General features: G+C 43.9%; 14 protein-coding genes. 1 reads left to right on the forward strand and 13 read right to left on the reverse strand.

The features are described 5' to 3' along the window. The 9 genes from gatA to MKZ26_RS11730 all read right to left on the reverse strand — a co-directional run bounded on the left by gatA (position 1) and on the right by MKZ26_RS11730 (position 11,252). Positions 1-1,464 carry an Asp-tRNA(Asn)/Glu-tRNA(Gln) amidotransferase subunit GatA gene (gene gatA / locus MKZ26_RS11690; protein ID WP_340766297.1) on the reverse strand — a complete coding sequence of 488 codons (1,464 nt, stop codon included), beginning with the start codon at positions 1,462-1,464 and terminating at the stop codon, positions 1-3. Positions 1,465-1,489: 25 nt separating this feature from the next. Beyond that, positions 1,490-1,777, reverse strand: a complete 288-nt coding sequence (gatC, locus tag MKZ26_RS11695) for an Asp-tRNA(Asn)/Glu-tRNA(Gln) amidotransferase subunit GatC (RefSeq protein WP_067205624.1) — start codon at positions 1,775-1,777, stop codon at positions 1,490-1,492. Between the two features lie 73 nt (positions 1,778-1,850). Next, positions 1,851-2,981: a CamS family sex pheromone protein gene (locus MKZ26_RS11700; protein WP_340766298.1), complete on the reverse strand. Its 1,131-nt coding sequence runs from the start codon at positions 2,979-2,981 to the stop codon at positions 1,851-1,853. A 4-nt stretch (positions 2,982-2,985) separates the two neighbouring features. Continuing rightward, entirely contained in the window at positions 2,986-4,998 is a 2,013-nt protein-coding gene (gene ligA / locus MKZ26_RS11705; protein WP_340766299.1) for an NAD-dependent DNA ligase LigA, read from the reverse strand. A 23-nt stretch (positions 4,999-5,021) separates the two neighbouring features. Next, entirely contained in the window at positions 5,022-7,259 is a 2,238-nt protein-coding gene (gene pcrA, locus MKZ26_RS11710; RefSeq protein WP_067205617.1) for a DNA helicase PcrA, read from the reverse strand. 52 nt (positions 7,260-7,311) lie between these two features. Beyond that, entirely contained in the window at positions 7,312-8,004 is a 693-nt protein-coding gene (locus MKZ26_RS11715; RefSeq protein ID WP_340766300.1) for a heptaprenylglyceryl phosphate synthase, read from the reverse strand. A gap of 107 nt (positions 8,005-8,111) precedes the next feature. After that, positions 8,112-8,432 (reverse strand): YerC/YecD family TrpR-related protein, encoded by a 321-nt coding sequence (locus MKZ26_RS11720; protein ID WP_067205613.1) that lies wholly within the window; start codon positions 8,430-8,432, stop codon positions 8,112-8,114. Positions 8,433-8,459: 27 nt separating this feature from the next. Then, complete coding sequence (locus MKZ26_RS11725) at positions 8,460-9,524, reverse strand: DUF3048 domain-containing protein (protein WP_231885759.1); 1,065 nt, start codon at positions 9,522-9,524, stop codon at positions 8,460-8,462. Positions 9,525-9,533: 9 nt separating this feature from the next. Then, positions 9,534-11,252 carry an adenine deaminase C-terminal domain-containing protein gene (locus tag MKZ26_RS11730; RefSeq protein WP_340766301.1) on the reverse strand — a complete coding sequence of 573 codons (1,719 nt, stop codon included), beginning with the start codon at positions 11,250-11,252 and terminating at the stop codon, positions 9,534-9,536. A 458-nt stretch (positions 11,253-11,710) separates the two neighbouring features. Here MKZ26_RS11730 and MKZ26_RS11735 point away from each other — a divergent pair, with 458 nt between their 5' ends. Continuing rightward, positions 11,711-12,403 (forward strand): class I SAM-dependent methyltransferase, encoded by a 693-nt coding sequence (locus MKZ26_RS11735; protein ID WP_340766302.1) that lies wholly within the window; start codon positions 11,711-11,713, stop codon positions 12,401-12,403. A 72-nt stretch (positions 12,404-12,475) separates the two neighbouring features. Here MKZ26_RS11735 and purD read toward each other — a convergent pair whose 3' ends face one another. The 4 genes from purD to purM all read right to left on the reverse strand — a co-directional run bounded on the left by purD (position 12,476) and on the right by purM (position 17,015). Then, a complete protein-coding gene (gene purD, locus MKZ26_RS11740) occupies positions 12,476-13,735 on the reverse strand; it encodes a phosphoribosylamine--glycine ligase (protein WP_340766303.1) in 1,260 nt (419 codons plus the stop codon). A gap of 13 nt (positions 13,736-13,748) precedes the next feature. After that, complete coding sequence (gene purH, locus MKZ26_RS11745) at positions 13,749-15,284, reverse strand: bifunctional phosphoribosylaminoimidazolecarboxamide formyltransferase/IMP cyclohydrolase (protein ID WP_340766304.1); 1,536 nt, start codon at positions 15,282-15,284, stop codon at positions 13,749-13,751. A gap of 103 nt (positions 15,285-15,387) precedes the next feature. Next, positions 15,388-15,960, reverse strand: coding sequence for a phosphoribosylglycinamide formyltransferase (gene purN, locus MKZ26_RS11750; protein ID WP_340766305.1), 573 nt, complete (start codon positions 15,958-15,960; stop codon positions 15,388-15,390). Then, complete coding sequence (gene purM / locus MKZ26_RS11755) at positions 15,957-17,015, reverse strand: phosphoribosylformylglycinamidine cyclo-ligase (protein WP_340766306.1); 1,059 nt, start codon at positions 17,013-17,015, stop codon at positions 15,957-15,959. Before purM ends, purN begins: the two co-directional genes overlap by 4 nt. Positions 17,016-17,029: the final 14 nt, after the last annotated feature.

Raw genomic sequence — 17,029 nt, forward strand, 5'->3', positions numbered from 1 at the left:
TTATTTCCCCTCCCATATGACTGGAGTTTGTGTATGGAAATCAGTCGCTTGTTCGTAAGCATGTGCAACTTTGTAGAGTGTCGCTTCATCGTAATGTTTCCCGATAATTTGAAGACCAAGTGGAAGTCCATTCGAAAATCCGCATGGAACCGAAATTGCCGGTACACCCGCAAGGTTAATCGGAACTGTTAAAATGTCGTTTGCATACAGCGTCAACGGATCTTCGAGTTTTTCACCAATTTTATAAGCCGTTGTCGCAGATGAAGGTCCGATGATTACATCGTATTTTTCGAAAAGAGTAGCAAAGTCTTGTGCAATTAGTGTACGCACTTTTTGCGATTTCACATATAAACCACCGTGTTGAGCTGCCCCTAATGAATACATACCGAATAAAATACGTTTTTTCACTTCATTGCCAAAAGCTTCAGAACGTGTACGCGCGTATAATTCTTCAAGATCCTTGACGCCTTCAGCACGATAACCGTAACGAATCCCGTCAAAACGTGCAAGATTCGATGATGCTTCAGAAGATGATATGACATAGTAGACTTCAGATGCATACTTCGAATGTGGAAGTGAAACTTCTTCCCACTCAGCACCAAGTGATTCGAGTACTTTGAGCGCTTCCAATACTGCATTTTTCGCTTCTTCAGATACACCTTCACCTAAATACTCGGCTGGAACGCCGATTTTTAAGCCTTTGATGTCGCCAGTTAGTGCAGCACGGAAATCAGGAACAGCCTGCGGAGATGTAGATGAATCTTTTGCATCTAAGCCTGCAATTGCACTTAGTAGCAATGCATTGTCTTCAACGTTGCGCGTAATCGGACCAATTTGGTCTAGTGATGATGCGAAAGCAACAAGACCAGAACGTGATACGCGACCGTATGTTGGCTTCATGCCAACAACACCACAAAATGCAGCGGGTTGACGGACAGAGCCGCCTGTATCTGAACCAAGTGCGAATGCTACTTCGCCGGCTGCAACTGCCGCCGCTGGACCGCCTGATGAGCCTCCAGGAACGTAATCGAGATTCCATGGATTATGCGTTGTCTTGAATGCAGATCGCTCTGTCGTTGAACCCATGGCGAATTCGTCCATGTTTAGTTTCCCGATTGATACCATACCTGCTTCATTGATTTTATCAACAACTGTTGCATCGTAAACTGGTACGAAGCCTTCAAGCATCTTACTTGCAGCAGTTGTAACAATGCCTTTTGTAACGATATTATCTTTCAGACCGATCGGTAACCCGAATAGAGGTCCCCGTCCTTCTAATGGCTGGTTGTCCAATTCTTCCGCTTTAGCGAGTGCCTGTTCGCCATTTGTTGAGAGGAAAGCTTGTACTTTTCCATCCATCTTTTCAATACGGGCTAGTGACTCCTCCGTCAGTTCTTTGACAGATACTTCCCGATTATGTAATAGCGACTGAAGTTCTGTTGCCGTCTTTTCAAATAACGTCATTTTTCTTCCTCCTTAAATCCATTCATCAAATGATAGTCGGCACTTTGATTTGTCCGTCTTCATGCTCTTTCACGCTCTTCAGCATCTCTTCCCTGTCAAGTGCGTCTGTCGGAATATCCTTACGTAATACATTGAAAAGCGGCAGTGGATGTGTCATTGGAGCAATCTGCTCAGTGTCCACTTCTTCTAGTTTAATGGAAAATCCAATCATGTCTTCGAGTTGCTCAGCAAACATTTCTGCCTCAGCGTCTGTCATAGCAATCCTTGCAAGACCTGCGTGACGTTTCACTTCATCTATCGTCAATTGTGTCATTGTTTCTCCTCCTCCTCTTTGAATTGTACGGTTAATCATATCATCTTCCTATTATGATGAAAAGTTATGTTGATCAATAGCCGTAAATATGAACGAATGGCTTATCATTATCGGCCTCTTTCACGATTAATGCTTCCGGTCCATTGACGGACGTTATACTTACTTCTGTATGCACATTCGGGAAATATTGATTAACGAGTGCCGTCATATATTGCGTGAAACCGATCGTTTCACTTGTACCAAAGAATTGGATTGGTACTTTTATTTCAAGCGACTTTAAGTTGTTGTCTTTATAAAATCCGGTGCCTATGACGTTGACGAAACTCGGGAAATACGCATCGATATCCTGTTTAAAGCTATCAAATGTAGTATTCATTTCTCTATATTCGCCATTCGCAGAAGACGCTGGGAAAACAACATACTTCTCGTTAACTACTTTCCAACCTGTCGGTGCCGATTGCCCTTTTCCAGCGATGGCTGTTGCAAAATAAGTGCCTGGGACAATGGAGTTGCGGCTCTCTTGCTTAAACAGTCCGACAACAATCGGGATATCTGATAGCCCTTCCTGTGTACGCAGCCGCTTTACAACTTCTTCAGCCATTTTCATACCTTGCTTCTCAAGTACCTTATCCGTTATTTTGGTCTCTTTTCCACTTCTCGAATAGCTGGTTGAATTAAGTGCTAGACCGACGGAAATCCCGGCAAGATGGAGTTTCTTGTCATCCGTCATTACGAGGTAGTTCTGTTCGACGATATGGGCCAGATAATTCGGCGCCACTTCCGAGGCTGTCTCTTCGTTCATGCCTTCCTCGATGGGCGGATTCAAACCAGCTTTATTCGCTGAACTTCTTGATAGCCAGGCCTGGGCAGTCTCCTTGTCGATATGTTGCCCTTCCTGAAAGTAATGGTTTTTCGGATTAAAATGCTGATTGGAAAGACGTAAGAGCCCTTCCTCTGCTTCCTGCATATCGTATTTTGTATAGATATTGTTTACGATTAGACCACGACTCGCACTTTTCTTGAAAGAGATAGGTGTCTTGTAAAACTCTTCTTTTAATTGGACATCCGGTATCATGACAGTCTCTTCAATGCTTTCGTCGTTCTCCTGGATGGCTTCCTCTTTCTCTGTTCCGAATGAAGGAAGACACCCTCCAAGCAGAAGAATGGCTGCAAGTCCAGGTAGTATACCTATTTTTCTCATCATATAATTACTCCTTTTCGCCAAGTGCTTCAATCAACTCTGCTTCATTCCACACAGTAATTTCAAGTTCCTCGGCTTTTGCCAATTTCGAGCCGGCGTCTTCCCCTGCAATCACAAGATCTGTCTTTTTACTCACGCTACCACTCACTTTTCCGCCGAATGCTTCGATTTTCTCTTTCGCTTCGCCACGGGTCAAAATGGATAGTTTCCCTGTTAGGACAACAGTCTTGCCAGAAAATAGGCCGTCTGTCGGGACATCTTGCCGCCTCCGTCCTTTATAGGCTGTATTCAATCCGTAAGCCTCCAGCTTTCGAAGCACTTCAAGAACTTTTTCATTACTAAAATAGGTCGTAATTGAATCGGCTACCTTGTCCCCGATTTCGTGGATGGTTATAAGCCGCTCTGCATCGGCTACCATTAGATCAGCAAGTGTTCCGAACTCCTCTGCAAGTATTGCAGCCGCTTTTTCACCTACATGGCGGATACCTAGTCCAAAGAGCATTTTTTCAAGTGAATTTTCTTTTGATGCTTCAATTGCAGTTAGTAGATTCGAGACGGATTTTTCACCCATGCGTTCGAGTTCAATTAATTGCTCTCTTGTCAGCGTATATAGATCCGAGACGTCGTGGACAAGATCTGCCTTGTACAAAAGGTCAACTACCCGTTCACCAATTCCTTCGATATTCATTGCATTGCGGGACACGAAGTGAATAATTGCTTCTTTCATCTGTGCTGGACATTGTGGATTAACACAACGTATCGCAACTTCTTCCTCGATTCGAACGAGTTCTGAATCACAGACAGGACAGTTCGTTGGCATTTCAAAAGGTACTTCATCGCCAGTACGTTTTTCCACAATTGCAGCGACTACCTCCGGAATAATATCTCCTGCTTTTCGGATAATAACTGTGTCGCCGATTCGAACGTCTTTCTCTTTAATGAGATCCTCATTATGCAATGATGCGCGTCCTACAGTCGATCCCGCGACAAGAACTGGTTGAAGTATAGCTGTTGGAGTCACTACACCTGTTCTGCCAACACTAAGCTCTATATCTAGCAACGTTGTGACGACTTCCTCAGCGGGAAACTTGTAAGCAGTCGCCCATTTCGGACTTTTCGCCGTAAATCCAAGCTGTTCCTGATCCTCAAAGTTATCGACTTTTACAACAATCCCGTCGATTTCATAGTCAAGAGCGGAACGGTTTTCCCCCCACTCCCCAACATAGTCAATCACTTCTTCAATTGTGGCGCATCGCTTGCGTTCTTTGTTCGTTTCAAAGCCAAGCGCAGCAAGGTAATCCAGTGAGTCTGAATGGCTATCTTGTCCGAATAAACTGCCATCGCCACCGATTCCATAAACGAATATCGCCAAATTTCGGCTCGCTGCTATTTTTGGATCGAGTTGGCGAAGTGAGCCTGCCGCCGCGTTACGTGGATTGGCGAACGGTTCATCGCCGGCTTCGTCGCGCATTGCATTCAATTTCACGAACGATTGCTTCGGCATATAAGCCTCGCCGCGAACTTCAATCGCAACAGATTCTTTCAGTCGAAGTGGGATTGTCCGGATTGTTTTTAAACTTGCCGTTATATCTTCCCCAACTGTACCATCTCCACGAGTTGAGCCTTGTACAAACTTTCCGTCGACATATCTGAGCGAAATAGCAAGCCCATCTATTTTGAGTTCACAAATATACGAAACATCGTGTCCTGCTGCCGCCTTGACACGCCTGTCAAATTCTCTCAAATCTTCTTCATTGAATGCATTCGATAGACTAAGCATCGGAAACTCGTGAACGACTTTTCCAAATCCCTTCAGTATCTCTCCACCTACACGCTGTGAGGGGGAGTCCGGATAAATGAGGTCAGGATTTTCCGCTTCAATCGACAACAGTTCCTGCATATATTGGTCATAGATTGCGTCGGAAGTAAGCGGTTTATCAAGCGCATAATAAGCATGACCATACTGATGAAGCAGGTTATTCAATTCTTCCACCCGTTTTTCGAGTTCAAGTCGATCCATCGATTTTTTCTCTCCTTCAGCCATCATGCTTTTTCAATTGGTGCAAATTTTGCTAAGAGACGTTTGACTCCGACTGGATTTGGAAATGCGATGTCCAGTTCTACTTCTTCGCCTGTCCCTTTTACGCTGACAATCATGCCGGTTCCCCACTTTTTGTGAACCGCTTTGTCGCCAGGGCTCCATCCCATTTTGTCTCCACCACTGGTATTATATACAGGCTTTTTAACAGCAGATCGCACAGGTGCTTCATTACGTGCTTTGGATCCGCCTCCAATGGAGAATCCGGAATCTCTTGAAACAATTTCCGTAATGTCATCCGATATTTCTGCAATGAAACGTGAAGGGCTATTATAGCTCGCACGTCCATAAAGCGTACGGTACGATGCGGAAGTTAGATAGAGTTTTTGCTCTGCACGCGTGATTCCCACATACGCAAGACGCCTTTCTTCTTCCATCTCCTCGTCATCTCCCATTGAACGGGAGTGCGGGAAGACGTTTTCTTCCATTCCGATAATGAAGACAACAGGAAATTCAAGACCTTTGGCGGCGTGCATCGTCATAAGGACAATTTTCTCTGTAGATTTGTTCTCTTCTTTATCAAGTGAATCAATATCTGCGATGAGCGCAAGATCTGTCAGGAAGGCGACTAATGATTTGTCACCTGTATCTTCTTCTGCACGTTTTTCAAAAGCTTCCGTTACAGATAAAAACTCTTCGATATTTTCCAGACGACTTTCTGACTCAATTGTTTTTTCACGATGAAGCATTTCGCGGTAACCCGATTTATCAAGTATTTGCTCAACAAGTTCAGTCACCGATAAGTATTCCTGCATTCGAGTAAATCCTGCGATCAGCTCTCGGAACTTGGCAACTTCATTTGCAGCTCTTGACGTAATGCCCATAAAGTCAACTTCTTGTAATGCGTCAAAAATGGAGCGGTCATGTTCTATTGCAAAGCGCGCCATTTTATCGAATGAAGTAGCACCAATACTGCGCTTTGGTTCATTAATAATCCGGGCCAGTGCAAGATCATCGTCATTGTTGGATACGAGTTTTAAATATGCAAGCAAGTCTTTAATCTCTTTCCGTTCATAAAACTTCGTGCCACCAACAATTGTGTAATCGAGATTGGATTTCACAAGATATTCCTCGATAACGCGCGACTGAGCATTTGTACGATACAAAACTGCAAATTGGTCGAGTTTTAGTTTCTCCTGCTCTTGCAATTCAATAACTTTACCTACGACAAACTGCGATTCATCTTTTTCATCGCTTGCTTTGTAGACATAAATTGAATCGCCTTCTTCATTATCTGTGCGTAGCTTTTTATCATAGCGGCTCTTGTTATTTGTTATGACGTCGTTCGCTGCCTGTAAGATGCGTTGTGTCGAACGATAGTTTTGCTCAAGCATAATCATTTCGGCATTTTTATAGTCTTTTTCAAAGGACAGAATATTGCCGATGTCCGCACCGCGCCATCTATAGATAGATTGGTCAGAGTCTCCAACAACACATAAGTTTTTAAATTTAGCCGCCAGCATATTAACAAGCCTATACTGTGCGTTATTTGTATCCTGGTATTCATCCACATGAATGTATTGGAATTTGTTTTGATAAAATTCAAGGACATCTGGTACACGTTCGAATAAGACCAACGTCATCATGATTAAATCGTCAAAATCGAATGATTGGTTTTTACGCAACCGCTTTGCATAGCCATCATAGACGTCTGCAATCGTTTTTTCATAGGGGTTATGAGGGTTGATTTGTGCGCGGTACATTTCTGCATCAATACACTCGTTTTTCGCTGAGCTAATAGCATTCAGCATTGAACGTGGTTCATATTGTTTCGCATCAAGGTTCAACGTTTTCAAAACGCTTTTAATAACCGACAATTGATCGGCTGAATCGAGAATCGAAAATGATGTTGAAATACCGATTCGATCAACGTTACGTCGCAGTATTCGGACACACATTGAGTGGAATGTCGAAACCCACATCCGCTCGCCTGTGCCAGCACCAAGCAGTCCATCAATACGGTCACGCATTTCACGTGCCGCTTTGTTAGTGAATGTAATCGCGAGAATATTGGAAGGATAAATGTTTTTCTCAACGACGAGATAGGCAATCCGATGTGTTAGGACTCGTGTTTTACCAGAGCCAGCACCCGCCATAATAAGCAGTGCACCTTCTGTTTTCTTCACTGCGCGTGCTTGTTCTGGGTTCATACCTATAAGTAAGTCTTCTGCTATTTTATTCATCTATTATCGCCCTCTCGGAACATTTGTTCTTTTATTATACACTGATTTGGCCTTAACGGGAAACCGTTTTCACCGCGTCTACTGTTCCCAATGCCGCCTTGAAATCTTCATAGATGACGTTACCAACGATAATTGTATCCGCAATTTCAGCCATCTTTTTAGCATCTTCACCATTCCTAATGCCGCCTCCATAAAATAGGCGAGTTTTTTCGAGCACGCGTGATGCTGCTTCTACTATTTTAGGTTCACCATACATACCGCTGTACTCCAAATAAAAAATGGGTAATTTGAATAGATGTTCTGCCATGCGAGCATAAGCGACGACATCCTCTTCGTCCGGAACTTCTGTCACTCCAGTCAATTTCGCCGCTTTACAATCGGGGTTCATAATGCAATACCCTTCCGGTTGAATTTCATCCCAGTCCATCATATGTCCATATTCACGAAGCGCGGAATGATGAAGTCCATTAATCCATTCGACTTTCGTTGAGTTAAGCACCGTTGGGATGAAATAATAATCAAAACCCGGTGTCACCGAGTCAACTGTCGATATCTCAAGTGCAACTGAAACGGAATACCTTCTAATACGGACGAGCAAATCGAGTACGTTATCGAGCGTCACTCCATCTGTTCCACCAACAATAATTCCATCTGTTCCTGACTCTGCAAGCAGTTCCAATTGTTCGTCTGTCACTGTTTTTTCAGGATCTAATTTAAAGGCATGACGCCATGTAGTGAAATCCATGTTTGACCACCCAATCTTATAATGTACGTTTCTCTAGTATACCAAAAAAACCGGACAGATTCTTTCCCTGTCCGGTTCTACCTAAAAGCGTAAGGCACCTGAAGTGCTTATTTAGTCTCCGCTTCCTCTTCATTCACTTGCGGATAGAGGCGTCCAAGTACTTTTCCATACCCGCCAGAGCCGTAATCCACACAGCGTCGTACTCTTGAGATAGTTGCAGTACTGGCACCTGTCTCACCTTGTATCTTATCGTACGTCTTCTTCATCATAAGCATTTGCGCCACTTCCAAGCGTTGGGCGAGTGACTGCAATTCACTTATCGTGACGAGATCATCAAAGAATTCATAACATTCATCGAGGTCTTTTAATTCGAGCATTGCTTTAAATAGTTGGTCCGTCTGATGACCACGGATTTTGTCGATTTGCATATGTCTCCCTCTCTCTGAATGAATTTCCTAAGGGGTATATGTGACAGACGTTTCCATTCCAGGTTGAGTCGAAACGATGTGAATCCACGTTTTACCCGGAACAAGTTTCGCAGGAACACCATTTTCCATCGGTGTTAGGATTCCGTCAATATTTTCCCATTCGATTTCCTTTTCAATACCTGCATGGAACATCATACCTCTACCGCCCGATTCAATATCGACTGACTGTCTGCCGACGTTATCGATTGTACGATGAGCTGTTTCGAATATAAGTATATTAGACAGTTCCACTGGCTTTTCGTTGGATTTATCGACTGTTAGGATCCCTTTTACCATTCTATTGTACGTTCCTTTTTCGGCATCGTAGGAATACGTGCTTGTAAAGTCCGGGTCTGTGCCATAACGAACAACAAGCATCGATGCGATATCCCCTATTTTAGCACCTTCTATCGAATCTAGGAAAGAAAATGCCGGTATTACGGACAATTCTATCGACGAATTGGTTTTCTCCATACCTGCTAGCACATTATCTTTCGTTATATATGAATTATGCGGAGCTCTTCGTTCTTTGGAGCGATTGAAAAGCGTTCCATCATATTGCATACCGTTTATATTATCCACGAAACGATTTTGCAGCATTTGTTTGGCATCTGGGCTATATCCGTGCGCCACGTAAAATGCGTCAAGTCCTTTTGAGATTTGGACAAAGTAATCCCTCGCACTGCGGATAGGACCGATTTCTTCAGGTAGCTCACTTTGGAATAATGCCAAAAGCCTTGTAATGTTGCCTTCTGCTGCAAGTTCATAGACAATATCTGCATCACTAATGCCTGATTGTGGCCTTGCAAGTGGATGATTGTTAATCGTCATCAGAACTGCGCGACGGGTACTTTCCTCTTCTGATAGAACACCAGTGAACGGTTCTTTATACAAGGTTGGCCCCTGTACAGGTTCTTCTTCAACGATTACTTCTTCCTCTTCCTCTATCGGCTCGGGTACAACGTCCTCCGCCTTCTCTTCTTTCGAACACGCCGCTAACAGCAACATTAAGATAGCTATGTACAATAGCCACCCTCTCATTTTCTTCTCCATTTACGCCTCCTATCTTCCGGTTACCGGAACAATCATTTCTTTTTTCATAACATCGTACAGCCCCATCTGTGTGATGCGTATGTACGGTAAGTGTGTTGATTGCAAGAAAAGCAACGTATAGACTGCATCGCCTTTCGTGTAACCACGATCTGCCAGTGCCTGTTTCAATTCTATCTCCTGCTCAATCAATTTTTGAACCGGTTCTGCCGATAAACCGCCACCGATTGCCAGTGGAAGAGTCGCGACGATACCGCCGTTTTCCGAGAGCACCATACCGCCACCGATTCGTTTAATTTCCTTGAAGGCATTGTGCATTTCTTTTTTATCTTTGCCGATTAAGATAATATCCCCTGTATTCGAATACGAAGATGCAAAGCCTTGAATTCCTGTTGCGAACCCTTTAATAACTGTATTGACATGCCATTTTCCATTTCTATCGAGAAGCATAAGGAAACTTTCATCGTGATCATCCGCAAGTTTATCGACCTTTGTGTCAATCGTCACATTATACGGTTTTGTAATGACGTCGTTGAGCATTTCGATACCAACCGGATTGTCAAATATGAAATCTGATTCATCAAGATCGAAATTCGGTGCGAACGCTTTCACAAACGACCAATCAATGGCTGGGAAAGGTTCCGTCGATTCATTTTCACGTTTCAACCATTTTCCTTTGGATAAAACATCCGTCGGCACTGGATTGTACTCATCCTCCAGCATATTTAGCGTTGCAAAACGACCTGTCGCAATGAATCCGTGTAAATCGGTCATATCATAATAGCGCGCAACGTTATAAGATGCCATCTGGTATGCATCAATTGGCGGAACCCCCGCTTCAAGCGCGGCACGGATACATTTATCCATTACGCCATCGAGGTGAAATGAAGGTGTCGATCCATCCGTCGTCATCATCAAGTGATCAAACACATTTAATTCTTTGGCAACAATGTCTTTCAATAAATGGGGAAGATCCGGACGAATGGATGAATAGCGTAAGGTCACTCCATACCCGTGCAGTAGCCGTGCCTCTACCTCTTCTATCGTCATCGCTTCATGATCACCGTCTGTTCCAAGAAGACGCATCCGTGCCAACGTCCGCTCAGAGGCACCAGGGAAATGCCCTTCTATTTTCTTGCCCCCTATTTTTGCAGCATTTACAGAGGCGACCATATTGGGTTCCCCTGTCATGAGCCGAGGCCAACCCGTCAACTCCCCGCCCACCAATACTTCTGGACGCTCAATCCACTCTTTAATAGAAGCTAGATTAAACAGTTCAGCCTCATTCTGTAGAATCGTCTGTGAATCAAACCGTGCCCACCAGTAAAATGAAAACGGTAATTTATTTAACTCATCAAGCAGCCCAAACGATGTTTCGTTATCAAGAGACATGAATAATATAAGATTATCCGAAATGAATGTCGTTGTCCCAAGCCGCGATGCATAATCCGCAAACGTCCGCGGGTTGTACAATTGAAACGGATGAACATGCGGCTCAATATAACCAGGAACAATTTTCTTCCCTGTAGCATCGAAGATTTCGGCGCCTTCTGTCATTGCCGGCATTTCCTTCCCGGCGTACACAATCCGATCGCCAGCAATCCAAATGTTGCCTGTCACCCATTTTTTATAGATTGAATGTAAATATTCTGCATTAGTAATAATGAGGTCCGGCGCCTTCTTGCCGTCGATCATATGTAGTTGGTCTTTTATTTCTTTAGGCTCCCACATGATACACTCTCCCTTTGACTGAACTATTCATACTATTTATCGTAGCATAGCATTGAGGAAATAAATAGGGAGTTCAGTAGACATTTTTTGTTATTTCGGACAAACGAGGAGTTCATATTGAGGCGGGCGTTGTGAAGTTTATACTGAACGTTGTTAACTTTTGGTATTCTGTTGTCTACTTTTGAGGTAACGTTGCGAACTTCTTGATACGTTGCATGCTTTCTCAACTTTGTTGTTTAGTTTACGCGGTGTGTTGTTTAGTTTACGAATAGCGTTGTTTACTTCCGGAGATACGTTGCATAATTCTTGATACGTTGCATACTTTCTCAACTTTGTTGTTTAGTTTACGCGGCGCGGTGTTCACTTTCAGAGATACGTTGCGAACCTTTCCTCAGTAAAAGGGTTCCGACACCTTTTGACGAAATAGTATAATATTACAATCGATTGGATTTGATAAAATGACCGACAAGATGGAGTTTGATAAAGAGATGGCCGCAGAATATGACAGAGGAGTGCGCCGAACGTTGCCTACCTACGATTCGATGTTCAAACTTATACAGGCTTATCTTCGAGCAAACATAACACAACAAGAAAGTGTATTGATAATTGGGGCGGGTGGCGGCAATGAACTTGCTACGTTAGGACCAACTAATCCCGAGTGGACATTTACAGCAGTAGATCCTGCACCACCAATGCTTGACTTCGCGCGAATGAAAGCAATTGACTTGAAGATAGATGACCGCGTGGAATTCATCGAAGGAACTGTCAATGATGTAACAGACGAGAAACTGTTCGGGGCTGCAACCTGTATGCTCGTCCTCCATTTCATTGAAGATATCGATGAAAAAAAGATCCTACTGAAAAAGATCCGACATCATCTTTCGCCTGGTGCTCCATTCGTTATGGCATCCATGTACGGGAACCCGAGCGATCCCGCATTTAATGAGCTATTCGCTCTATGGAAAGCGTACTGGTTGGATTCAACAAATTTAACTGAAGCAGAGGTAAATGAAATGGAGAAAACAGTACGGAAGCTTTCCTTTATTCCTGAAGAGGAGATTGTACTTTTATTGCAAGAAGCAGGTTTTAGTAATATCGCCAAATTCTTTACGACTAACATCTTTGGTGGGTGGATTTGTAAAGCCGAATAATAAGAAAAACAAGTAAATCTCCTCAAATAAAAAAATCCCCAAATCCATCACCTAGATAGATTTGGGGATTTCTTATTCAAACGTACGCCAGCCAATGTCCTGCCTGTAGAAGAATCCGTTCCATTCTAATTGAGACAAGCCTTTATAAACCTCAACCTGCGCTTCTTTCAATGAATCTGCTTTCGCTGTAATGAGGAGTACACGTCCCCCATTACCAACGAAGCCTTCACCACTTGATTTTGTGCCTGCATGGAAGACTTCTAAGCCATGTGCTGACAAAACGTCAAGATCAGGTAATGCCGCCCCTTTTACTACATCTCCTGGATATCTATCTGCCGCAATGACAACGCCTAACATCGCTTTGTCATCCCACTTCAAGTCATACGGTTTACCAGCCATAAGTGCAGCCATGAATTCACCAAAGTCAGACGCCATTCGTGGAAGGACGACCTGCGTTTCAGGATCGCCGAAACGAGCGTTGAACTCAATCACTTTCGGGCCCTTGTCAGTCAAAATGAGACCGGCATATAAAATACCAGTAAACGGAGTCCCTTCTGCAGCCATTGCTTCAACAGTCGGAACGACGACTTTATCGTATGCTTCTTTCACAACTGCGTCCGAAATTTGCGGAACGGGTGAATAAGCGCCCATACCACCCGTATTCGGTCCTCTATCACCGTCATAAGCACGCTTATGATCCTGCGCGACAACCATCGGGTAAATTTGACCGTCATGGACAAACGACATGTAAGAGAACTCTTCGCCGTCCAAAAACTCTTCGATAACAACACGTGATGAAGATTCGCCGAATTTCTGGTTGCCAATCATATCGTCGACTGCTTCAAGCGCATCCTCCAGCGTCATCGCAACGATAACACCTTTCCCAGCTGCAAGTCCGTCTGCTTTAACGACAATTGGGGCACCATTTTCTCGGATAAACGCTTTTGCTTCTTCTGCATCGGTAAATGTTCCGTAGGCAGCTGTCGGAATAGCATACTTTGTCATCAGCTCTTTAGCGAATGACTTACTTCCTTCGATCAACGCCGCCGCTTTCGTTGGGCCGAACGCTGTTAATCCACGTTCAGTAAAGTAATCAACAATTCCTTCTCCAAGCGGTTGTTCAGGGCCGACAAATGTCAGGTCCACATGATTCTCTTGTGCAAATGAAGCAAGTGCCTCAAAATCCAACGCATCGATTTGCACACATTCAGCATCATTTTTCATGCCATCATTGCCGGGTGCGACAAAAACTTTATTTACTGAATGGGAGACATTGAACTGTCTGGCAATCGCATGCTCGCGGCCACCACTCCCGATAACGAGTATATTCAATGCAATCTACTCCTTAATGTTTGAAATGACGTACGCCTGTAAACACCATCGTAATACCGTATTCGTTAGCTTTTTTAATCGAATCTTCATCTTTCACTGATCCGCCTGGTTGAATAATTGCCGTAATACCCGCTTTCGCTGCAGCTTCGACTGTATCGTCCATTGGGAAGAATGCATCAGATGCAAGCGCTGCACCTTTAGCGCGTTCGCCTGCTTGTGTTAGCGCGATATTCGCTGCTCCAACACGGTTCATCTGTCCTGCACCAACGCCGAGTGTCATATTGTCATCAGTCACGACAATTGCATTGGACTTCACATGTTTAACAACAGCCCAACCAAGTTTCATCGCTTCCCATTCAGCTTCAGTTGGCTGACGGTCAGTCGCAACGCGAATGTCTGCATCCGCAAATCCGTATGCATCCGGCTCTTGAATAAGCAATCCACCTTCAACAGAAACTGTATTCCATTTGTCTTTTTTGTTTTGATCAAACGAAATTGTCATCAAGCGAATATTTTTCTTCTTCGTCAAGATTTCAACTGCTTCTTCTGTGAATGCAGGTGCGATGATAATTTCTAGGAAGATACCCGATAACTTTTCAGCAGTTGCAGCATCAACTTCACGGTTCAATGCAATTATACCGCCAAAGATAGACTTCGAGTCTGCTTCATATGCTTTATTGAACGCTTCGAAAATTGTTTTGCCTGTTCCAACACCACATGGATTCATATGTTTTACCGCTACTGCAGCTGCTTTATCAAATTCTTTAATGATTTGGATAGCCGCATTCGCATCTTGGATATTGTTATACGAAAGTTCTTTGCCATGTAATTGTTTCGCGTACGCAATTGAGAAATCAGAACCAAGTGGACGGCTGTAGAAAGCTGCTTTTTGGTGTGGATTTTCTCCATAACGAAGCGGTTGTTTTAGTTCATATGTATACGTAACCTGCTCAGGGAATTCTTCGCCTGTAAGGTCAGTCAAGAAACCGGCAATAAGTGCATCGTATGCTGCTGTATGACGGAAAACTTTTGCTGCAAGACGTCTGCGCGTTTCAAGTGTCGTTTTGCCATCTGCTTTGATCTCGGTAAGCACTTGATCGTAATCTGTTGCATCTACGATAACTGTGACGTATGCATGGTTTTTCGCTGAAGCACGAAGCATCGCTGGTCCACCAATATCGATATTTTCAATTGCATCATCATTGGTTACGTCCGGCTTTGAAATCGTTTCTTTAAACGGATACAAGTTAACACAAACAACGTCAATCGGCTGGATGCCATGCTCTTCCATTTGTAAGATATGAGAGGGATTGTCTTGTTTCGCAAGAAGTCCTCCGTGAATCATTGGGTTGAGCGTTTTAACGCGGCCTTCCATAATTTCAGGGAATCCGGTTACTGCATCGACTGCTGTTACTGCGACGCCATTGTCTGCAAGATGTTTCATTGTACCGCCTGTTGATAACAGTTCATAACCGAGACTTTCCAATTCTTTTGCAAATTCCAAAATACCGTTTTTGTCTGACACGCTAAGCAATGCACGTTTTTTCACGAATAAAACCCTCCAATTAGTATGTTAGGATAGCAGTCTAAAATCGCGACTTCCTGTCGCAACGACTGCATGACCTGCTTCCTGCCGGCCCAAGCCTTGATCATTACCGGCTAAAAAGTTCGTTTAACGTATCTTTATATAAACCGTGTTCAACAGCATGAATCGCTTCGGCTGTTTTATCTTCATCTCCACTGACAACATCGACTGCACACTGTGCAAGAATTTGTCCTGTATCCATTCCTTCATCCACAAGATGAACGGTAACACCCGTCACCTTCACGCCATGCGCAACCGCTTGTCCAATCGCATCTTTTCCAGGAAACGAAGGCAGTAGTGATGGATGAATATTGACTATGCGAGAAGGATAAGCCATCAATAGGACCGGCCCAACAAGACGCATATAACCTGCAAGAACTAGCCATTCCGCCCCGGATTCTCGAAGTGCATGAAGAATTGCTTCTTCGTACGCATCTTTCGTTTCGAAATCTTTTGGACGTATTGCTGCAACTGGAATACTCACTTTGTCAGCACGTTCAACAACAAATGCTTCCGGCTTATTTGTCACCATCAGGACGATTTCAGCATTCAATTCACCTGCGCTACATGCTTGTTCAATTGCTGCAAAATTACTGCCGCTTCCGGATGCGAAAACGGCAATCTTCACTTTTAGATTCATTCGGCAAGACTTCCGTCATGTGTCCCTGTAAATGTGACGCCATCGCCTTCAATTACACGTCCAATAATGAATGCTTCTTCCCCGTGCTCAGCTGCAATTTTAAGGGCAGCATTCGCTTGTTCTTCAGAAAGCGCAACTACAAAACCGATACCCATATTGAATACGCTGTATAGATCTTTATCCAACAGTTCGCCTTTTTCTTTCAGCATTTTGAATACTGGAAGTACTGGCCATGAACCAAGGTCAATTTCCGCTCCGAACCCATCTACCAACATACGCGGTAAGTTTTCGTAGAAGCCGCCGCCCGTAATATGGCCCATTGAATGGACGTCGAGTTCGTTATGCATTTGAAGAACAGGTTTCGCATAAATTTTCGTCGGTGTAAGAAGTGCGTTTCCAACTGTTCCAAGATCTTCGTATCCAGCAATCACACCGTCAATTTCACAGCCCTGATCTTCAATTACAATTTTACGGACGAGTGAATAACCGTTCGAATGAATACCGCTTGAAGCGATACCGACAAGAACGTCTCCAGCAACAACTTTTTCACCCGTTACAACTTTACTCTTTTCACATGCTCCAACTGCAAATCCTGCAAGGTCATACTCATCGACTTCGTAAAGTCCTGGCATCTCAGCCGTTTCTCCACCAATTAATGCTGCACCAGATTGAACACAACCATCTGCGATTCCTTTAACAATCGCTTCTACCTTTTCAGGAACGGCTTTGCCAAGCGCGATGTAATCAAGGAAGTAAAGAGGTTCTGCGCCCTGCGCGACAATATCATTGACACACATAGCGACACAGTCAATACCAATCGTGTCATGCTTATCTGCCATGAACGCCAGTTTCAACTTTGTACCAACACCGTCTGTACCGGAAATAAGTACCGGTTCTTTGTAGTTAAGTGCGGATAGATCGAACATGCCACCAAAACCGCCGAACGTTCCTGTAACACCTTTACGCGCAGTTCGCGCAACATGTGACTTCATCCGTTCAACTGACTCGTAACCAGCTTCGATATTTACACCTGCGTTTTCATAAGCCTTCGACATGTAAAAGTCCCCCT

Origin of the sequence: Sporosarcina sp. FSL K6-6792 (assembly GCF_038004885.1) — a bacterium.
In the GTDB taxonomy this organism is placed as follows: Bacteria; Bacillota; Bacilli; order Bacillales_A; family Planococcaceae; genus Sporosarcina; species Sporosarcina psychrophila.